17 protein-coding genes are annotated in these 17,604 nt (G+C 73.4%); 2 read left to right on the top strand and 15 right to left on the bottom strand.

Going from position 1 to position 17,604, the window contains the following annotated elements:
- Nucleotides 1-29 precede the first annotated feature (29 nt).
- The 10 genes from KXC43_RS39220 to KXC43_RS39175 are packed head-to-tail and all read right to left on the bottom strand — an operon-like array spanning nucleotide 30 to nucleotide 10,881.
- A complete protein-coding gene (locus KXC43_RS39220; protein ID WP_221381311.1) occupies nucleotides 30-1,001 on the bottom strand; it encodes a DNA topoisomerase IB in 972 nt (323 codons plus the stop codon).
- On the bottom strand, nucleotides 982-1,887 hold the full coding sequence (locus KXC43_RS39215; protein WP_221381310.1) for a glycosyltransferase family 9 protein: 906 nt from the start codon (nucleotides 1,885-1,887) through the stop codon (nucleotides 982-984). Before KXC43_RS39215 ends, KXC43_RS39220 begins: the two co-directional genes overlap by 20 nt.
- Complete coding sequence (locus KXC43_RS39210) at nucleotides 1,884-2,564, bottom strand: SDR family oxidoreductase (protein WP_221381309.1); 681 nt, start codon at nucleotides 2,562-2,564, stop codon at nucleotides 1,884-1,886. The genes KXC43_RS39215 and KXC43_RS39210 overlap by 4 nt, the downstream gene beginning before the upstream one ends.
- Nucleotides 2,565-2,571: 7 nt before the next feature.
- On the bottom strand, nucleotides 2,572-3,957 hold the full coding sequence (locus KXC43_RS39205) for a PfkB family carbohydrate kinase (RefSeq protein WP_221381308.1): 1,386 nt from the start codon (nucleotides 3,955-3,957) through the stop codon (nucleotides 2,572-2,574).
- Nucleotides 3,954-4,583, bottom strand: coding sequence for a D-sedoheptulose-7-phosphate isomerase (locus KXC43_RS39200; protein ID WP_221381307.1), 630 nt, complete (start codon nucleotides 4,581-4,583; stop codon nucleotides 3,954-3,956). The genes KXC43_RS39205 and KXC43_RS39200 overlap by 4 nt, the downstream gene beginning before the upstream one ends.
- Nucleotides 4,583-5,803, bottom strand: coding sequence for a glycosyltransferase (locus tag KXC43_RS39195; protein ID WP_221381306.1), 1,221 nt, complete (start codon nucleotides 5,801-5,803; stop codon nucleotides 4,583-4,585). The genes KXC43_RS39200 and KXC43_RS39195 overlap by 1 nt, the downstream gene beginning before the upstream one ends.
- Nucleotides 5,788-6,714 (bottom strand): glycosyltransferase, encoded by a 927-nt coding sequence (locus KXC43_RS39190; RefSeq protein WP_221381305.1) that lies wholly within the window; start codon nucleotides 6,712-6,714, stop codon nucleotides 5,788-5,790. The genes KXC43_RS39195 and KXC43_RS39190 overlap by 16 nt, the downstream gene beginning before the upstream one ends.
- Nucleotides 6,711-8,279, bottom strand: coding sequence for an HAD-IIIA family hydrolase (locus tag KXC43_RS39185; RefSeq protein ID WP_221381304.1), 1,569 nt, complete (start codon nucleotides 8,277-8,279; stop codon nucleotides 6,711-6,713). Before KXC43_RS39185 ends, KXC43_RS39190 begins: the two co-directional genes overlap by 4 nt.
- Nucleotides 8,276-9,253 (bottom strand): glycosyltransferase family 2 protein, encoded by a 978-nt coding sequence (locus KXC43_RS39180; RefSeq protein ID WP_221381303.1) that lies wholly within the window; start codon nucleotides 9,251-9,253, stop codon nucleotides 8,276-8,278. Before KXC43_RS39180 ends, KXC43_RS39185 begins: the two co-directional genes overlap by 4 nt.
- Nucleotides 9,250-10,881: a carbamoyltransferase family protein gene (locus KXC43_RS39175; RefSeq protein WP_221381302.1), complete on the bottom strand. Its 1,632-nt coding sequence runs from the start codon at nucleotides 10,879-10,881 to the stop codon at nucleotides 9,250-9,252. Before KXC43_RS39175 ends, KXC43_RS39180 begins: the two co-directional genes overlap by 4 nt.
- Nucleotides 10,882-11,011: 130 nt before the next feature.
- Here KXC43_RS39175 and KXC43_RS39170 point away from each other — a divergent pair, with 130 nt between their 5' ends.
- Entirely contained in the window at nucleotides 11,012-12,418 is a 1,407-nt protein-coding gene (locus KXC43_RS39170; RefSeq protein ID WP_221381301.1) for an aldehyde dehydrogenase family protein, read from the top strand.
- Between the two features lie 25 nt (nucleotides 12,419-12,443).
- On the opposite strand, the gene KXC43_RS39165 is transcribed toward KXC43_RS39170, so the two are convergent.
- From KXC43_RS39165 to KXC43_RS39145, 5 genes are all read right to left on the bottom strand, one after another.
- Complete coding sequence (locus tag KXC43_RS39165; protein ID WP_308129467.1) at nucleotides 12,444-13,289, bottom strand: glycosyltransferase family 2 protein; 846 nt, start codon at nucleotides 13,287-13,289, stop codon at nucleotides 12,444-12,446.
- Nucleotides 13,290-13,330: 41 nt separating this feature from the next.
- On the bottom strand, nucleotides 13,331-14,278 hold the full coding sequence (locus tag KXC43_RS39160) for a TIGR03557 family F420-dependent LLM class oxidoreductase (RefSeq protein ID WP_221381300.1): 948 nt from the start codon (nucleotides 14,276-14,278) through the stop codon (nucleotides 13,331-13,333).
- Nucleotides 14,279-14,360: 82 nt separating this feature from the next.
- Nucleotides 14,361-14,999, bottom strand: a complete 639-nt coding sequence (locus KXC43_RS39155; protein ID WP_221381299.1) for a DUF3618 domain-containing protein — start codon at nucleotides 14,997-14,999, stop codon at nucleotides 14,361-14,363.
- A complete protein-coding gene (locus tag KXC43_RS39150; RefSeq protein WP_221381298.1) occupies nucleotides 14,975-15,397 on the bottom strand; it encodes a phage holin family protein in 423 nt (140 codons plus the stop codon). The genes KXC43_RS39155 and KXC43_RS39150 overlap by 25 nt, the downstream gene beginning before the upstream one ends.
- A complete protein-coding gene (locus KXC43_RS39145; RefSeq protein ID WP_221381297.1) occupies nucleotides 15,394-16,266 on the bottom strand; it encodes a hypothetical protein in 873 nt (290 codons plus the stop codon). Before KXC43_RS39145 ends, KXC43_RS39150 begins: the two co-directional genes overlap by 4 nt.
- A 204-nt stretch (nucleotides 16,267-16,470) precedes the next feature.
- Between KXC43_RS39145 and folP the strand changes: the two genes are divergently transcribed.
- Nucleotides 16,471-17,337 carry a dihydropteroate synthase gene (gene folP / locus KXC43_RS39140; RefSeq protein WP_221381296.1) on the top strand — a complete coding sequence of 289 codons (867 nt, stop codon included), beginning with the start codon at nucleotides 16,471-16,473 and terminating at the stop codon, nucleotides 17,335-17,337.
- Nucleotides 17,338-17,604 lie beyond the last annotated feature (267 nt).

The raw sequence follows: 17,604 nt of genomic DNA, 5'->3' as shown, positions 1-17,604 counted from the left end.
CCATCAACCCGGCCCGCCCGCAGCGGTGATCATTCGTCGAGCAGCTCGAGGACGGCCTTCTCACCGGGCTCCTCCACGACCTCGCCCTCCTCGAACGCCTCGACCACGCGGGGGTCGACGTACGAGGCGCGCGCCACCGCGGGCGTGTTGCCGAGCAGGTCGGCGACCTCCTTCATCGCGTGTGAGACGGCCTTCTTCCGCTTGGCCTCGGTGGGCTGGGGACCGGCCTCGGCGAGGGCCTCGGCCGCCTTGACCGTGCCGTGCCACGTACGGGAGTCCTTGGCCGTCATCTGCTCGCCGCTGATCTCCCGCAGGTACTCGTTGATCTCGTCGGCGTGCAGGTCGCGCCATCGGCGGGCCGCCTTGTCGTAGTACGCGAAGAGCCTGTTCTCGCCCCGGCGGCGACGCTTCAGGTCCTTGAGCACCTGGCACACCTCGCCGTCGCCGACCGTGCCCGAGTGCTGCACGCCGGACTTGCCGGTGAACTCGAGCAGCACGCAAGCGCCCTTGGTGCGTACGTGCTCGGGCCGCAGCGTGGACAACCCGAACGACGGGTCGTCCTCGCGGACCGCGTACTGGTCGCTACCGATGCGGAACATGCCCATGTCGAGCAGCCGCACGACGGCTGCCAGCACCCGCGCCTTGCTCAGCCCGCGCTCGTCCGTGAGGTCGCCGCACAGCCGGTCGCGGATCTGGGGCAGGCGCTCGGCCACCTCCTTGGCGTGGTCGAACTTGGCTTCGTCGCGGGTCGTGCGCCAGTCGTCGTGATAGCGGTACTGCTTGCGCCCGGCCGCGTCGATCCCCGTCGCCTGGATGTGCCCGCGCGGGTCGGGCGAGATCCACACGTCCTTCCAGGCCGGCGGGATCACGAGCTTCTTCACCCGCTCGATCTCGGCCGCGCCGGTCAGGGCCGAGCCGTCGGTGTCCCGGTAGGTGAAGCCCTTGCCCGCCCGCCGCCGGCTGTAGCCGGGCTTGCTCAGGTCAGAACGCCGCAGCCGCATCGATGACCTCGCCGGGCTCGATGGCCAGCAGGGCCGGATGCACGCCCGGCTCCGTGCTGTCGCCGGGTTCGCTGCGGGTGCCGTGCCAGATGGTCCGGTGCTGGGGCCGGGCGGGCGGTCCCCAGCGCTCCGGCGACATCGGTCCGAAGAGCACGACCGACGGCGTGCCGTACGCCGTGGCGAGGTGGGCGATGCCGGTGTCCCCGCTGATCACGACGCGGGCCCGCGCCACCAGCGCGGCCAGCTCCCCCAGGCTGGTGCCGGGCACGGCCGCGCCGCCCAGACCGGCGCGCTCGGCCACCCGTACGGCCAGGTCGTGCTCGGCCGCGGAACCGGTGATCAGCACGCGGTGGCCGGCCGAGCTCAGCCGCCGCGCGACGGCCGCGTAGCGGTCGGCCGGCCAGCGACGCGACGGCGACTTGGCGCCGGGATGGATGATCGTCGCTCCGGCGACCGCGGGGTCACCCGGCGCCGCGAGGGTGAGATCCGCTTCGTCGCAGGCGACACCGTAATGGCGGACGAGCCGGCACCAGCGCTGCACCTCGTGCTCCTCTGCTTGCCAGGGCGGACCGTCGAGATGCCCGGCTTCGGCGTTCGCAAACGCCCACAGCTTGGCCGGTTGGGCCGCCTGCAGCAGGCGGTGCGACTCGGGGCCGCTGCCGTGCAGGTTCACCGCGATCCCGGCCGCCGGCAGGGGCGCCGCCGGCTGCAGGGACGCGACCGGCACGACACGGTCGACGTCGCCGATCAGCTCGATCAGCGGGGTCAGCCAGTCCGGCGCGGCGAGGGTGAGCCGGTGGTCCGGAAACGCGCCGCGGAGCCCGCGCAGGGCGGGCACCGCGGTCAGCAGGTCACCCACGCCGAGCGCCCGCAGGGCGAGGATCACGGGTACGAGCTCTCCTGCTCGGCCGCGATGACCAGCTCCCGCACGGCGCAGCCCCGCGGCTGGCCGAGCGCGAACATGATCGCCGAGGCGACGTTCGCCGGGTCGTTGAGGATCGCGTCCGGCCCCGGCTTGTACTGCGCGTCGCGGTCGTCGAAGAACTTCGTCCGCATCCCGCCCGGGATGACCAGGGTGACGTTGACCTGCCCGGCCAGCTCGGCCGAGAGCGCCCGGGTGAAGCCGACCACGCCGAACTTGGCCGCGCAGTAGGCGGTGGCGTCGCTGACCGCCTTGACGCCGAGGGTGGAGGCGACCGTGACGACGCCGCCGTGCGACTGCTTGAGGGCCGGGATCGCGGCCCGGATGACAGCCGCCGTGGAGAGCAGGTCGATGGTGACGATCCGGTCCCAGGTCTCGCCCGGGACGTCGGCCAGCGCGCCCGGCACGTCCATGCCGGCCGCGGTGACGACGCCGTCGATGCTGCCGCCGGCCTGCTCGATCGCCTTTCGGGTGGCGGCCTCGGCGGCGCGGGTGTCGGCCAGATCGCACTCGATCCAGGCCACGCCGTCGGCGGGCGCCTGGCGGTCGATGACGAACGGTCGGCCGCCGGCCTTGATCACGGCGTCGACGACGGCGGCGCCGAGGCCGCTGGAGCCGCCGGTGACGATCACTGCGTCCATGGTGTTCCTACCTCCGGGTGGTGGTGGCGGCTTGAGCCGCCGCGATGGTGCTGGTGGTCGAACGGCCGTCGAGATAGGGCACGAAGACGGTCTGGCCGCCCCAGCGCCGGACGAGCTCGGACTCCGGGACCGAGTCGTAGTCGCCGCCCTTGACCCAGACGTCGGGCCGCAGCCAGGTGAGCACGGCTTCGGGGGTGGCCTCGTCGAAGACGACCACGGCGTCGACGCAGTCGAGCGCGGCGAGCAGCCGGCTGCGGTCGGCCTGGGAGTTCAGCGGTCGCTCGGGACCCTTGAGACCGCGTACGGAATCGTCGCTGTTGAGACACACGATCAGGCAGTCGCCGAGTTTGCGGGCGGCCCGCAGCGTGGCGAGGTGACCGACGTGCAGCAGGTCGAAACAGCCGCCGGTGGCCACGACGGTGCCGCCCCGCGCGCGCACCTCGGCGGCGAGCTTGCCGGCCTCGTCGGCGCCGATGCGCTCCGGCGCCGGGGCTGCGGGCTCGGTACGCGGTTCCAGGGCCGCGGTCACCCCGCCCGACGAGACGTACGCCGAGGCGGCCGCGACCGCCTGCTGCACAGCCTCACTGACCAGGGCGCCGCCGGCGAGGGCGAGCGCCGCGGTGGCCGCGAACCGGTCACCCGCGCCGCAGGTGTCACCGTCGGCGACCTCGGGCGCCGGGACGACCAGCGGGGTCGTGCCCGAGTGGCAGAGCACGGCGCCGTCGGCGCCGCAGGTGACGACGACCGCTCCGGCCCGCCACTGCTGCCGCAACGCCTGCCCGCCCCGCTGAGCGACGGCGAGCGTGGATCCGCCGCCCCCGTCGCCGGAGAGCTTGCGCACCTCGGCCAGGTTGGGGGTGACCAGCCGGGCGTTGGGCACCGGCGACGGCCCGTTCGGGTGCGGGTCCCAGACGATCGGGGCCCGGGTCTCGCCGAGCGCCCGCCGCAGCCCGGGGTGCCGGGCCACGCCCCGCCCGTAGTCGCTGACCAGGACGGCCTTGGCGTCGCGGATCAGCTCCAGCACGGCGTCCGGTGCGTCGCCGGGCGGCTGCGGCTCGCCGCCGCGATCGAGGCGCAGCAGCACGTGGTCGCCGGAGCGCAGCCGGACCTTCTCGGGCGTCGCCCCCGGCAGCGGCAGCGCGTACACCTGCACCCCGGCCGCGGTGAGCAGCTCGCTCAGCCGGGCGCCGCCTGCGTCGTCGGCCAGCGCGGTCACCAGGGCGACCTCCTGGCCGGACTGCGCGGCGAGAAGGGCGGCCAGGCCGGCCCCGCCGGGACGTTCCTGGACCCGCTCCTCGTCGAGCACGGGCGCCGGGGCGTCCGGGGCCACCCGGCGGACGCTGCCCTGCACATCCCTGTCGAGCAGGGTGTCCCCCACGATCACCAGGCTCATACCCCGACCTCCACCTTGAAGTCGGCGAAAGGGGCGTCGCGGCGGCTCCCGAGCACCGACGGCAGCGCGCGGTCGAGGTACTCGCACATCAGGTGCACGGCGACCAGGTGCAGCTCCTGCACGACCTGGCTCTCCGGCGACGGGCAGCGCAGCGCCTCGTCCGAGGCGTCGGCCAGCGGGCCGGCCGGGCCGGTCATCGCCCAGGTGCGCATCCCGCACTCCCGGGCCGCGCGCACGGCGGCGAGCAGGTTGGGGCTGCGGCCGCTGGTCGACAGGGTGATCAGCACGTCGCCGGGGCGGCCGTGGGCGCGTACCTGGCGGGCGAAGATCTCCTCGAAGCCGTAGTCGTTGCCGATCGCGGTGACCGCCGACGAGTCCGGGGTGAGCGCGATCGCCGACAGCGGGCGCCGCTCGTCGCGCAGCCGGCCGACCAGCTCGGCCGCGAGGTGCTGGGCCTCGGCCGCGCTGCCGCCGTTGCCGGCCACCAGCAGGCGGCCGCCCTGGCCGAGGTGCCAGGCCAGGTCGGAGCCCCAGCGGGCGAGCTTGCCGGACATGGCCCGGAACGGGACGATCGCCGCGGCGAGCGCGGTCAGGTGGTCGTCGGTGGGGGTGAGATCGTGGTCCATCAGGCGACTGCCTCCCGGGTGGGTTCGGTGGCGACACCGGCGACGCCCGCGTAGACCGGGGCGAGCCGGTCCGCGATGCGGGGCCAGGCGTAGGTGTGCAGGGCACGGTCGACGGCGGCGGCGGCGTACGACAGGCGGCGCACCTCGTCGGAGGCGAGCCGGCGCAGCACGAGGCCGAGCCGGTGCGGGTCGCGGGGCGGCACGAGGTCGCCGGTGACGCCGTCGACCACGGTGTCGGCCAGACCACCGACCGAGGTCGCGACGACCGGCACGCCGCAGGCCATAGCCTCCAGCACGGTGAGGCCGAACGGCTCGTACCAGGGGGTGGCCGCCAGCATGTCGGCCGAGCGGTACCAGCGCGGCATCTCGTGCGACGGGACGGCTCCGGCCAGCACCACCCGGCCGGCGACGCCGCAGGCCTCGGCCAGGCGGGTCAGCTTCCGGGCGTACGGGTCATCGGCCAGCTCACGGGCGGGCGGACCACCCACCACGACCAGCTCGGCCCCCGGCACGGCGGGCAGAGCGCGGACGAGATCCTCCACGCCCTTGCGCTCGACCAGGCGCGCGACGGTCAGGATGCGGGTCCGCCGCGGCTCGCGGGCCACTGCGGGCCCGTCCGGGCTGAACCGCTCGACGTTGACGCCGGACGGCACCAGCGCCATCTGCGAGCGCGGCACGCCGAGGCGCAGCAACTCGTGCACCTCGTCCTGGCACTGCACGATCACCCGGTCGACGGCCCGGCCCAGCTCGCGCTCGTAGGCGATCCGGCGCGGCGGGCTGGTGTCGGCCGAACCCTGGTGGCGGCGCTTGACCGAGCCCAGCGCGTGGAAGGTCTGCACCACCGGCACGTCGCACCGCCGCCCGGCGGTGACCGCGGCCAGGCCGCTCATCCAGAAGTGGGCGTGGGCGACGTCCGGCCGCCACTCCGTGCGCCAGCTCTCGGCCAGCCACTCGGCGAAGGCGCCCATGAACGGCAGCAGCTCGTCCTTTCCCAGCACCTGGGCCGGCCCGGCGGGCACGTGCACGACGTCGATCCGCTCCGCCATCGGCATCACCGTGGGCAGGTCGGGACTGTCGCGCCGGGTGTAGACGCGCACCTCGTGACCGGCCGCCGCCAGGGCTCCGGCCAGTTCGGCGACGTGGGTGTTCTGCCCGCCGGCGTCGATGCCGCCCAGCGCCGCGAGCGGGCTGGCGTGTTCCGAGATCATCGCGATGCGCATGTTTCCTCCTCGAGCAGCCGGTCCCAGTCCGCGAGGAACCGGTCCAGCCCGTAGCGGGCGAGGGCGACCTGACGGGCCCGGGCGCCGAGGCTCGCGGCCGCGGCGTCGTCCGAGAGCAGCCAGTGCGCCGCCTCGACCAGGGTGGAGACGCGGGTGTCGAGCACCCCGGCGTCGGGTGGCACCGCGACGACCGCTTCGGTGGTGGCCAGGCCGATGACCGGCATGCCCATCTGCATGGCCTCGATCAGGCTCAGGCCGAGCGAGGTCCAGCGGCACAGGTGCAGGTAGGCGCGGCGACGGGCGACCTGCGCGTGCATCTCGTGCTGCGGCGGGTCGTCGTACGGGGTGATCCGCCCGCCGCGCAGCCCCTCGACGCCCATGCCGAAGACGTCCAGCGGCGCCACCGAGGCGAACCGCGGGAACAGGTCGGTGCCGGTGACCCGCTGCCGGCGCACGGGCTCGTTGGTGACCACGGCGAAGTGGCCGAGCTCGCCGCTCCAGCGGGCCTTGGGCTCGACGATGCCGTGCTCGATCACCGTCGTCCGGGTGCCACCGGCGTCCCAGAACAGGTCGTTGAAGTCGGTGACGTGGGCGATCACGAGGTCGTCGCGGTCGGCCATCGGGTGCCGGCTCGTGGGCACGTCGCCCTTGGGGGTGTTGTGCTCCACATAGATCACCGGCACGCCCCGGGGCACGAGCTCGAGTTCCTCGGGCCGCTGCACGATCGCCACGGCGACGTCGCGGATCTCCTCGAGCGGAAGCTCCTCGGCGTTGGCCGGCCAGTCGAAGGTGCGGGCCCGGCCGCGTCCCCAGGCGTCGCGGGCGTCGTTGACGGGGATCAGGTAGCGGTGCTTGCCCTGGACGAACGAGGTGGTCCAGGAGCCGTGAACGTGCCAGAGCAGGATGTTCACGCGGCGGCCTCGGCAATCTCGGCCGGGGCGGCGAGCCGCGCGACGGCGGCGACCACCTCGGCCGGGTCGATGGTGGACAGGCAGGGGTGGCCGTCGACGGGGCAGGTGGTGGCCCGGCTGTCGCGGCAGGGCGCCGCGGCCTCGCCGAGCCGGACGGACGGGACGCGGTAGGGACCCCACTGGCCGTACGGCACGGTGGGGGCGTAGAGGCTGACGACGGGGGTGCCGACCGCCGCAGCCAGATGAGCCGGGCCGGTGTTGGCCACGACCAGGGCCTTCGCGCCGGCCAGGACGGTCGCCAGCTCGGCCATGGACGTGCGGCCGACCTGCTCGCCGTCGGTCCCGGCGACGTACGCAGCCAGGTGCCGCTCCTCCGGACCGCCGGTGACCAGCACCCGGTGGCCGGCGGCGGCCAGCGCGTCGACGATCCGGCGCAGCGTCGCGGGCGGGCAGGACCGGGCCTCGCAGCTCGCGCCGGGGTGGACCACCACGTATTCGCCCGGTCCCCGCCTGGACGCGGCGGTGACCCGCAGCCGGCCGTCGTCACCGGCCGGCAGGGCGAACCCCGCGGCCGCGGCGACGCTGCGCGCCCGCTCGGGTTCGGGCAGGCCGACCGGCACGCCGCGGTGGCGCACGTCGAGCAGGGCGCCCGGGTAGTCCTCGCTGATCGCGGTGATCCGGCCGATGCCGGCCATCCGCATCAGCAGCGCGAGCGGCAACGCCGACTGGTGGAAGGACGTGAACACCACGGCCTCGTCGGCACCGGTCCGGCGCAGCAGGTCGATCAGAGCCGTCATCTCGTCCGTGTCGACCGGCCCGGGCTGCGGGTCGATCCAGGGCAGCCGCGACTCGACGATCTCGTCGACGCCCGGCAGCAGCTCGGCGGCGCGCCGGCCCCGGGGGCCGCAGAGCATGACCACGCGCTCGGCGCCGGCCGCGACGGCTCGGATCGCCGGCCCGGTGACCAGCACATCGCCGGCCGAGTCGGAGCGGACCACCAGGACTGTTCCGGCTTTCCGCCGCGATGACGGGGTGACCAGAGCGTCGCGCTGCAGAATCAGGTCGGCCGCCGCCTCGATCGTGGCCGCGACGGCCGGGGCCGCGGCGACCTCTCCGGGCAGCGTGACCGGCGTGGGCACCAGGATGGCGGCCGCGCCCGCCGCCTGGGCCGCCTCGATGTCGCGTCCGATGTCACCGACCAGCACACAGCGGGCGGGGGTGGTGCCCAGTGCTTCGGCGGCGGCGACGACCATGCCGGGCGCCGGCTTGCGGCAGGAGCAACCCGCCTCGTCGTCGTGCGGGCAGATCTGCCAGTCGTCGAACGGGCCGAGCAGCTCCTCGACGCGCCGGTTGACGGCGTCCAGCTGAGCCGCGGTGAAACGTCCGCGGGCCAGGCCGGACTGGTTGGTGACGACCCCGATCCGCAACCCCGCGGCGCGCAGCCGGTCGAGGGCCGCGCGGGCGCCGGGCATCGGCTCGACCAGGGCCGGGTCGCCGTTGTAGGGCACGTCGACCACGAGCGTGCCGTCCCGGTCGAACAACACCGCGTCGAACAGCTCGGTCACCGGCAATCCACCTCTGCCGGCACGGTGGGGACGGGCTGCGCGGCCCGCCACCGCCACCAGCCGCGCAGCCAGTGCAGCGTGGCCGCGGGCGGGATGATCGCGCTGGTGACGAGCATGGTGCCCACCTCGCGCGGGTCGCGCGGGCCGGGGGCGATGCGCGCGGCCGCGAACTCCGCAGTCCCGGCCGCCCAGATCAGGCCGGCGGCCGTGGCCCAGCCCGGCCGGCGGGCCGCGGCCAGCGCCAGCGCGGCCAAGCCGGCCGCGGTGATCGTCACGTGCCGCGGGCGGCGGCCCGGCGGGACCTCCAGCAGCTCGCGCCAGCGGGGGCCGTGGACCCGGCGCAGCAGCGCGTCGTCGGCGTTGCCGCGCTGCGTGCGCACGCTGACCCAGGGGCTCTCGGGTCGCACCGGGTGGGTGACCTGGCGGCGCCCGCGGCGCAGCTCCCAGCCGTCCCGGCGTACGCGGAAGGCCAGGTCGGCGTCCTCCCGGAAGGCCCGCGGCAGGCGCTCGTCGAACCCGCCGCAGCCCGCCAGCGCGTCCCGGCGATAGGCCATGTCGGCGGTGATCCAGGCGCCGTCGGCCAGTCCGGCCGTCACCCGCTCCCAGTCGGTGGGCCGCCGGTCGCCGGGCAACGGCACCCGCAGCCGGCCCTGCAGGCCGCCGACGTGTTCGCCCGCCTCGGCCAGATCGTCGAGCAACCGGTCGGCCCAGTCGGGGTCGGGCAGCACGTCGTCGTCGAGGAACGCGACCCAGTCGTGCTTCGCGGCCCGCCAGCCGACGTTGCGGGCCGCCGCGGGCCCCCGCGCCGGTCCGGGCAGGACGGTCCCGTCGACCTCGAGCGGCGGAACCGCCGCGGGACGGTCGTCGACGACGATCAGCTCGAGGCCGTGCCGCGCGATGCCCGGCGCCAGCGCGCCGAGCAGGGTGCGCAGGCTGGGGCGGCCGAGCGTCGGCACCACGACCGTGACGCTCATGCGCCGAACGCCTTCGCCCGGTGCACCGCGAACGGCCCGATCGCCAGCAGGTCGACCGGCGCCGAGCCGAACAGCTCCATCGCCTCGCGCGGAGTGTCCACCATGGGTCGTCCGGCCGTGTTGAGCGACGTGTTGACCACGACCGGCAGGCCGGTGAGCCGCTCGAACTCCTCGAGCATCTCGGCCACCAGCGGCTCGGTCTCGGTATGGACGGTCTGCACCCGGGCGGTGCCGTCGACGTGGGTGACGGCCGGGATGCGGTCCTTCCACTCCGGATTCACCCGGTGCACGAAGAGCATGTACGGGCTCGGGTAGACGCCGGAGAAGATGTCGGCGAACCGCTCAGCCCGCACCATGGGCGCGATCGGGCGGAACTGCTCGCGGCCCTTGACGTTGTTCATGCGGGTCTGGGTGTCCTGGTCGCCGGGGTGCGCCAGCAGTGAGCGGTGGCCCAGCGCGCGCGGCCCGTACTCGCTGCGCCCCTGATACCAGGCGACGATGCCGTTGTCGGCGAGCACCCGGGCCGCCTCGGCGGCGATCGACTCCGGACGGGTGTAGGGCAGCGCGGCCCGGCGCAGCTCCGCCTCGAGTTCCTCGTCGGTCCAGCCCCGGCCCAGGGCGGCGGTGCCGAAGGGCACGTTCTTCCCGTGTACGGCGAGGGCGGCGCCGAGCGCGGTGCCGGAGTCGCCGGCCGCCGGCTGCACCCAGACCCGCTCGTACGGGCCCTCGGCGGCGATACGGGCGTTGGCCACACAGTTGAGCGCGGTGCCGCCGGCCATGGTCAGCGTCCGGAGGGTGCCACCGGACGCCTCGAAGGTCCATCGGGCCAGGTCGAGCAGCACTTCCTCGAGCCGCACCTGCACGCTGGCGGCCAGGTCGGCGTGGGCCTCGGTCATCTCGCCCTCGGCCGTGCGCGCCTTCGCCAGCGCGTCCCAGTCGATGCGCTCCACGACGAAGCCGCCGTCGTCGGTCGGCCGCACCAGCTCACGCAGCAGATTCAGGAACTTCGGCTTGCCGTACGAAGCGAGCGCCATCACCTTGTACTCGTCGCTGGAGTGCAGGAAGCCAAGGTGGCGCGTCAGATCCTCGTAGAGCAGGCCGAGCGAGTGCGGCAGCTCCTGGCTCTTGAGCACCTCGAGCTCGCCGCCGCGGTAGGCCCCGGCCAGATGGCTGGCCACCTCGCCCCGCCCGTCGAGCACGAGCACCGCGCTGTCCTCGGGCACCGAGAGCCCGGCCGACGCGGCGTGGGCGACGTGGTGCGGCACGAAACGAACCTGCTCGGGGTCGAGCCCGGGCAGCGCCGCGGCCAGGAACTGCGGCGCCCGGCGCGCGTAGTCGACGCGCAGATGATCCGACGGGTCGTTCAGCCCCAGGCTCTCCGCGTCGCGGCTGAGGCCCGGATCGAAGGAGTAGGCGACCGCGTCGAGGTCGTCCGGGCGCAGACCGGCCTCGTCCAGGCACCAGGCGGCGGCCAGTTCCGGCAGCTCCCAGGCGGCGAACGGGACCGGGCGCTTGCCGTGCTTGCGGCGACTGAACCGCTCCTCCTCGGCCGCGGCCACCACGCGGCCGTCGACGATCAGCGCCGCGGCCGGATCATGGAAGATCGCATTGATTCCCAGCACTCGCATGGCGCGCCGGATACCCGGAGATCTTCGGGTTATTCCAAGATCGTTGACTTCCTTCAAATAAAATTCGCACCCGTTTCGAGCTGCACTGATAGGGGCGTTTGGTTTCCTTGCCGCCGGGCAAGCGCGTGTCATGTACGACGTGGAGCAATACGTGGATGGCGCCTGGAATCCCGGCAACTCGGGCCGCACTCTGACCGTTCTCGACCCGGCCGACGACACTCCGGTGACCGCGGTGCCGATCTCCGGTGAACAGGATGTGGACGCCGCTGTGCGATCAGCCCGGAAGGCCTGCGCGGAGTGGGCGGCGACCGCGCCAGCCGCCCGCGCCGCAGCCCTGCACGCGGCCGCGACCGCCGTGGAGCGGGCCGCGGACGAGCTGGCCGAGATCATGACGGCCGAGATGGGCAAACCGGTCGACGGATCCCGCGAGTCGATCCTGGCCGGGGTGGGCACGCTGCGGCAGTACGCCGAGCTGGGCCCGACCCACCGCGGCCGCACCCTGGCCGGCAACGACGAGGCGATCGACCTGATGGCGTACGGCCCGCGCGGGGTCGTCGCCGTGATCACACCCTGGAACGACCCGGTGGCGGTGTCGTGCGGCCTGCTCGGCGCGGCCCTCGTCACCGGCAACACGGTGATCTACAAGCCGAGCGAGCGCACGCCGGCCACCGGCTGGCGCCTCGCGCAACTGCTCGCCCCGCACTTCCCGGCCGGCGTGCTGAACCTGCTCAACGGCGACGGCCCGGTCGGCGCCGCGCTCGCGGCGTCCGATGTCGACGTGGTGGCCCAGGTGGGCTCGACCGCCACCGGCCGCGCGATCGCCGCCGCCTGCGCCCGCACCGGCGCGAAGGCCCTGCTCGAGAACGGCGGCAGCGACCCGTTGATCGTGGACGCCGGCGTCGACCCGGCCTGGGCGGCGGAGCAGGCCGCGCTGGGTTCCTTCGTCAACTCCGGCCAGATCTGCGTGGCGGTGGAACGCGTCTACGTGCACCGCGAGGTGGCCGACGCGTTCCTCGAGGCCCTGGCCACCGAGGCCGACAGCTGGGCGTCCCGGATCGGCCCCATGGTCGACAAGCGGATGCGCGACGCGGTCGACGAGCAGGTGCAGCAGGCCGTCAAGGCCGGCGCCCGCGCGCTACGGGGCGGCACGGCCCCGGCCGGCCCCGGCGCCTACTACCCGCCGACGGTGCTGGCCGACTGCACCGATGACATGGCGGTCGTCCGGGAGGAGACGTTCGGCCCGGTCGCGCCGGTGGTCCTGGTCGACTCGTTCGACGAAGCTCTGGAGCGGGCCGCCGACTCGCCGTACGGGCTGGCCGCGACGGTGCTGACCGCGTCGATGAGCAACGCTCAGCAGGCCTGGCGGCGACTGCCGGCCGGCACGGTGAAGGTCAACGCGGTCTTCGGGGGCGCCCCGGGCGGCGCCGCGCACCCGCGTGGCGGCAGTGGCCAAGGCTTCGGCTACGGCCCCGAACTGCTCGACGAGATGACGGCGACCAAGGCCGTGCACATCGAGGCCCCGCCCACCGGCTGGTGATCAGGACAAGCCGACCGGCTGGTGATCAGGAGAGCCGCCGCAGGTCACCCTCGACCTGCGGCGGCAGCGCACGACGCCGCCGCCAGGCCCAGCCGCCCTGGCGCAGCGCGTCGAGAACGCCGACCGGGTTCTCGCCCACAGCCCTGACCACAGTGCGTCCCACCACCGGCAACGGCCGCCGCAGCATCGCCGTCAACACCCGGTTGCGGGTCTCGACGCGGGCGCGCGCTCCGTTGTCCCGCCCACCGGGCAACGGCAGGTGGCGGACGACCAGATCCGGCACGTACGACAGCTCGTGCCCCGCCGCGGCCAGATCCATCGCCAGCAGCGCCTCCTCGCCGTACACGAACAGCCGCGGCTCGAACCCGCCGGCCGCGAGGAACGCGTCCCGCCGCACGACGACCGAGCAGGCGAGAAAGCCGAGAACCGACGGCCCGGCCGCTCCCGGCGGCGTGCCCAGCGGCGACTCGCTCATCGCCACCGACACCGGGTCGATCCGCTGCTCGTCCCCGACCAGCACCTTCGCCGCCAGCACGGCTGCGCGCGGGTGCTCCCGCAGGAGCGCGGCGGCCCGGGCCAGCGACCCCGGCGTCCAGTACGAGTCGTCGTCCGCGAAGGCCACGTACGGCGTACGCGCCCGCAGCACGCCGACGTTGCGCGCCGCCGCGCCCCGGTTCTCGCCGAGGCGCACCACGTCGACGCCCGGGAACAGCGGCTGCGGCTGGTCGGACGCGTTGTCGACCAGAATCGTGCGCGCGTGGTGGTGCGGGAACGTCTCGAGCAGACGGTCGGCCCGGTTGCGGGTCGCGACCACCACGGTCACGTCCTCGGTCTCGATCTCGGTGCCGTAGATCTCGGGGGTCAGGGTCACGAAGAGCGCGTATACCCCGTTGACCCCCGAGCACGCCTGCCTTACAGGTGATCCTTCAGTTCCTTCGCGAAGAAGTCGATGAAGCCGTCGGGGTCGGGACCGGCGTTCATCAGCACGATGTGGTCGTAGCCGGCGTCCTTGTACTCGCCGACCATCTTGACGTACGGCTCCGGATCCGGGCCCACGGCGAACTGACTGGCGATGTCCTCGGGCCGCACGGTCGCCGACGCGGCCTCGAAGTTGACCGGGTTGGGCAGCTCGGCCATCACCTTCCAGCCGGTCACGGCCCACCGCGTGGTCTCGTGCGCGGCCCGTACGGCCTCGTCCTTGGACGGCGCCCAGGCGACCGAGGCCTCGGCGTACTTCGGGCCCTGTCCGCCCGCGGCGGTGAACGTTTCGACCAGATCAGCGCGCGGCTCGGTGGCGAACAGACCCGAGCCGTGGGTCGCGGCCAGCTCGGCCGCCTGCTTGCCGCCGGCGGCGACGGCGATCGCCGGCAGCTTCGACGGCAGGTCGAACACCTGCGCGTCCTCCAACTGCAAGTGCTTCCCCTCGTACGACTGATAGCCGCCCCGCCACAGCAGGTTGATGATGTCGAGCGCTTCCACGAGCCGCTCGTGGCGCCCACGCACGCTGGGGAAACCCTGGCCCACGACGTGCTCGTTGAGGCGCTCGCCGGCGCCGATGCCGAGCGTGAAACGGTCGTCCGAGATGATCGCCAGCGTCGCCGCGGCCTGCGCGATGATCGCCGGGTGGTAGCGCACGGTCGGGCAGGTCACGCCCGTGGCCAGTTCGAGCCGGTCGGTCTTCATCGCGATGGCGCTCAACACGTTCCAGGCGAACGGCGAGTGGCCCTGCACGTCGAGCCACGGGTGATAGTGATCGCTGATCTCCACGAAGTCGAATCCGGCCTGCTCGGCGCGGACCGCCTGGCGGATCAGCTCCTTGGGTCCGAAGGCCTCCGCGGCCAGCTTGTATCCGAGTTTCATACCGGATCAGCTTCCCCGCCTGAACCGGTACAAACGCCTTCGAGCCGGCCCCCTGAGGGACCGGCTCGAAACGTGCGGGAAATCAGGAAGCGGCCGACTTGGCCTGCTCCTTCACGTCCTGCGCGTTGGACTGCGCGGTGTCCTTGGTCGTCTGCACGGCCTCCTGCGCGGTCTGCTTGACCTGCCCGACAGCCTCCTGGGCGGTGCCCGCGAGGTCGTCCTTCATCTCGGTGGCGACATCCTTGACCTTCTCGGTCAGCTCGCCGCTGTTCTCCTTGATCTGGGCGCCGGCGCGCTTCTCGACGTCGGTGACCGGGATCAGGGTCGAGGCGAGCAGGCCCACGCCGAAAGCGATGATGCCGGCCGCGAGCGGGTTGCCCTGGGTCTGGGCGGTGACCGCCTGCGGCGCGCTGCGCACGGCGTCGGCCGCCTGGTGCGCCTTCTCGCTCGCCACGTCGCCGACCTGGGACGCCTTGTCGCTGACCGTGCCGCCCACGGACGAGGCCGTGTCGCTCACGGAGCTTCCGACGGAGGATGCCTTGTCACTCACGGTGGAGCCCACCGAAGAGCTCGTACCCATCACTTTCTCCTTCACCGACGTCCAACGCCGCTGCGCGACCTTGGTCGGGCTCGTCTTCTCGGCCAGCAGGTCGACGTCGCGGGTGAGCGACGCCCGGGTGTTCTCGATCTGCTGCCTCAGCCGGTCGGGTTCTTCAGCCATTTGGCGTCCTCCTTCAGCGTGTCGACGGTGCGGTGCGGCACGGGGTCGACGGTCTTGAGCTTGTTCTTGCCGATGACGTAGAGAACGCCACCGATCACTGCCCACAGGACGGCCACGATGAGCGCCGCCCAGCCCGCGGGCATGACGGCGTCGAGGGCGAAGACCAGGGCGAAGCTGAGCAGCACGACGGCCAGGTAGGCGGCGAACGCGGCGCCGCCGAGCATGCCGCCGGCCTTGCCGGCCTTGGCCGCCTCCTGCTTGAGCTCGACCTTGGCCAGCTCGACCTCCTGCCGGAACAGCTGGGAGAGGTCGTTGCTGATGTTGCCGATCATCTCGCCGACCGAGGTCTCAGCGACCTCTTCGTCGTCGATCCGGCCGTGCGGGTGCGGCGCGGTCATCGGGGGCGCTCCGGGCTCTCGACCACGTACTCCTCACGGACGGCGGGCGTACCGGTGCCGGTGGAGCTGTACTCGGTGGTGCTGGCATAGCCGGGACCGGTCGCATACTCGGTGCCGGTGGTGCCAGTGGCGTACCCGGGCGTGGTGCCGGTGGTGTAGCCGGCGGTGGTGGTGGTGGTGCCGGTCTCGACGCCGGTGTAACCGGTGGTGGCCGGGTAGCCCGTGTCCGTGCCCGACACGAAGGAGTCGGTGCTCGGCTTGACCGAGGCGCCGGCGTCCGGGTCGGCCTTGGCGACGACCTTGCCCAGGCGGCCGACGACGAACCCCGCGGCGAGCGCCGTGGCCAGGAACGCGCCGGGACGACGACGGGCGAAGTCCTGGACCTCGCGCAGCACGCCGTCCGGGCCGTTGCGGTCGAGGTAGTCGGCGAGCTGGCGGCCGCCCTCGGCCACCCGCGTGACGACGGCCGAGGCCGGGGAGTCGCCGCGGTCGCCGCGCATCTCGTCGAGCTGGTCGGCGGTGCTGCGGATCTGGCTCACCAGCTTGTCGTTCTGGCTGCGGGCCTGGTCACTGACCCGGCCCTTGACCTCGGAGGCGAGGTTGCCGACCTGGGCCTTGGCCTCCTGGCCGACGCGGGCGGCCTGCTCCTTGGCGGTGTCCTTGACGTCAGCCGCCGCCTCTTTGGAAGCCTGGCCGGTCTGCGCCGCGACCTCCTTGGCCTTCTCCTTGGCGCCGCTGTCGCCGGCCGGCTCGGAACCGGTGTCGTACGCCGTGGTCGTGTACGTCTCGGCCGGGTAGCCCGGCGTGGGCGGCACGTCCAGCGGATAGGTGTCGTCCGGCCGGCGAACGCCCGATGGCACGTCACTCATGGGGATTCCTCCAAAGGGGATTCGTCAGTGTGCCTTCGCCGAATGAGCTACCCGTTGTGCGCCTCGACCATTCATACTTTCCGGAGTGCAATTAAAGTGGAAAGCGACGCGCATAAGGCAAGCGACAGCGGGTACGCACAAGCGCCCGTTTATTTCTCGCACCGCTCGAAAACCGCCTCCGGAGCCCTGCTAACCTGCACAATCGTGAATGAACAAGACCGCGTGCGGGTCATCGGCGGCCGCCCGTTCGATTTCTCCCGGCGCGTCGCGGTGATGGCGATCGTCAACCGCACACCCGATTCCTTTCACGACCGCGGCCGCACCTACGCCCTCGGCAAGGCGGTCGAGGCGGTGACCGCGGCAGCCGAGGCGGGCGCCGACTGGATCGACATCGGCGGCGTGCCGTTCGCCCCCGGCCCCGAGGTGAGCGTGGCCGAGGAGCTCGACCGCGTGCTGCCCGTCGTCGAGGCCGCCCGCGCACGCACGGTCGTCTCGGTCGACACCTTCCGGCCCGAGGTCGCAGCCGAGGTGATCAAGGCGGGCGCCGGAGTCGTCAACGACACCTCCGGACTGCGCGACCCGGCGATGGCCGACGTGGTCGCCGGCACCGACGCCCAGCTCGTCATCACCCACAGCCTGGCCGCCCCGCGCACACTGTGGCCGAGCCCGCAGTACGACGACGTGACCACCGAGGTGGCCGAGTTCCTGCGCGAGCGGGTGGCGGTGGCGCTCGACCGCGGCGTGCGGCCCGACCAGATCATCATCGATCCGGGTCACGACCTGAACAAGAACACCCGCCACACGCTGGAGGTCACCCGTCGGCTGGACGAGATCGCCGCGGTCGGCTACCCCCTGCTGGCCGCCGTCAGCAACAAGGACTTCATCGGCGAGACCCTCGGCGCCGAGCAGCCCGACCGCCTGGCCGGCACCCTGGCCGCCGTGGTCTTCTGCGTGCTCCACGGCGCGCGCATCGTGCGCGTGCACGACGTGCGGGCCACAGTCGACGCCGTACGCATGACCGAAGCGATGCTGGGCTGGCGGGAGCCCCTGCTGGCCCGCCACAACGTCTGACCCCGCCGCCCCCTGCCGAGCCGCCACAGCGCCCGGCCTGCTATCGGCCCCCGCGCCGACCCGCCACGACATCCGGCCCGCTACCGACCCATGCCGACCCGCCACAACATCCGGCCCGCTACCGACCCGCCACGACATCCAGCCCGCTACCGGCCCACCCTGCCGAGCCGCCACGACATCCGGCTCGCTGCCGGCCCACCCTGCCGAGCCGCCACGACATCCGGCTCGCTGCCGGCCCACCCTGCCGAGCCGCCACGACATCCGGCT

Origin of the sequence: Paractinoplanes polyasparticus (assembly GCF_019710575.1) — a bacterium.
GTDB lineage: Bacteria > Actinomycetota > Actinomycetes > Mycobacteriales > Micromonosporaceae > Actinoplanes > Actinoplanes polyasparticus.
This window is presented reverse-complemented; position numbering and strand designations above follow the sequence as displayed.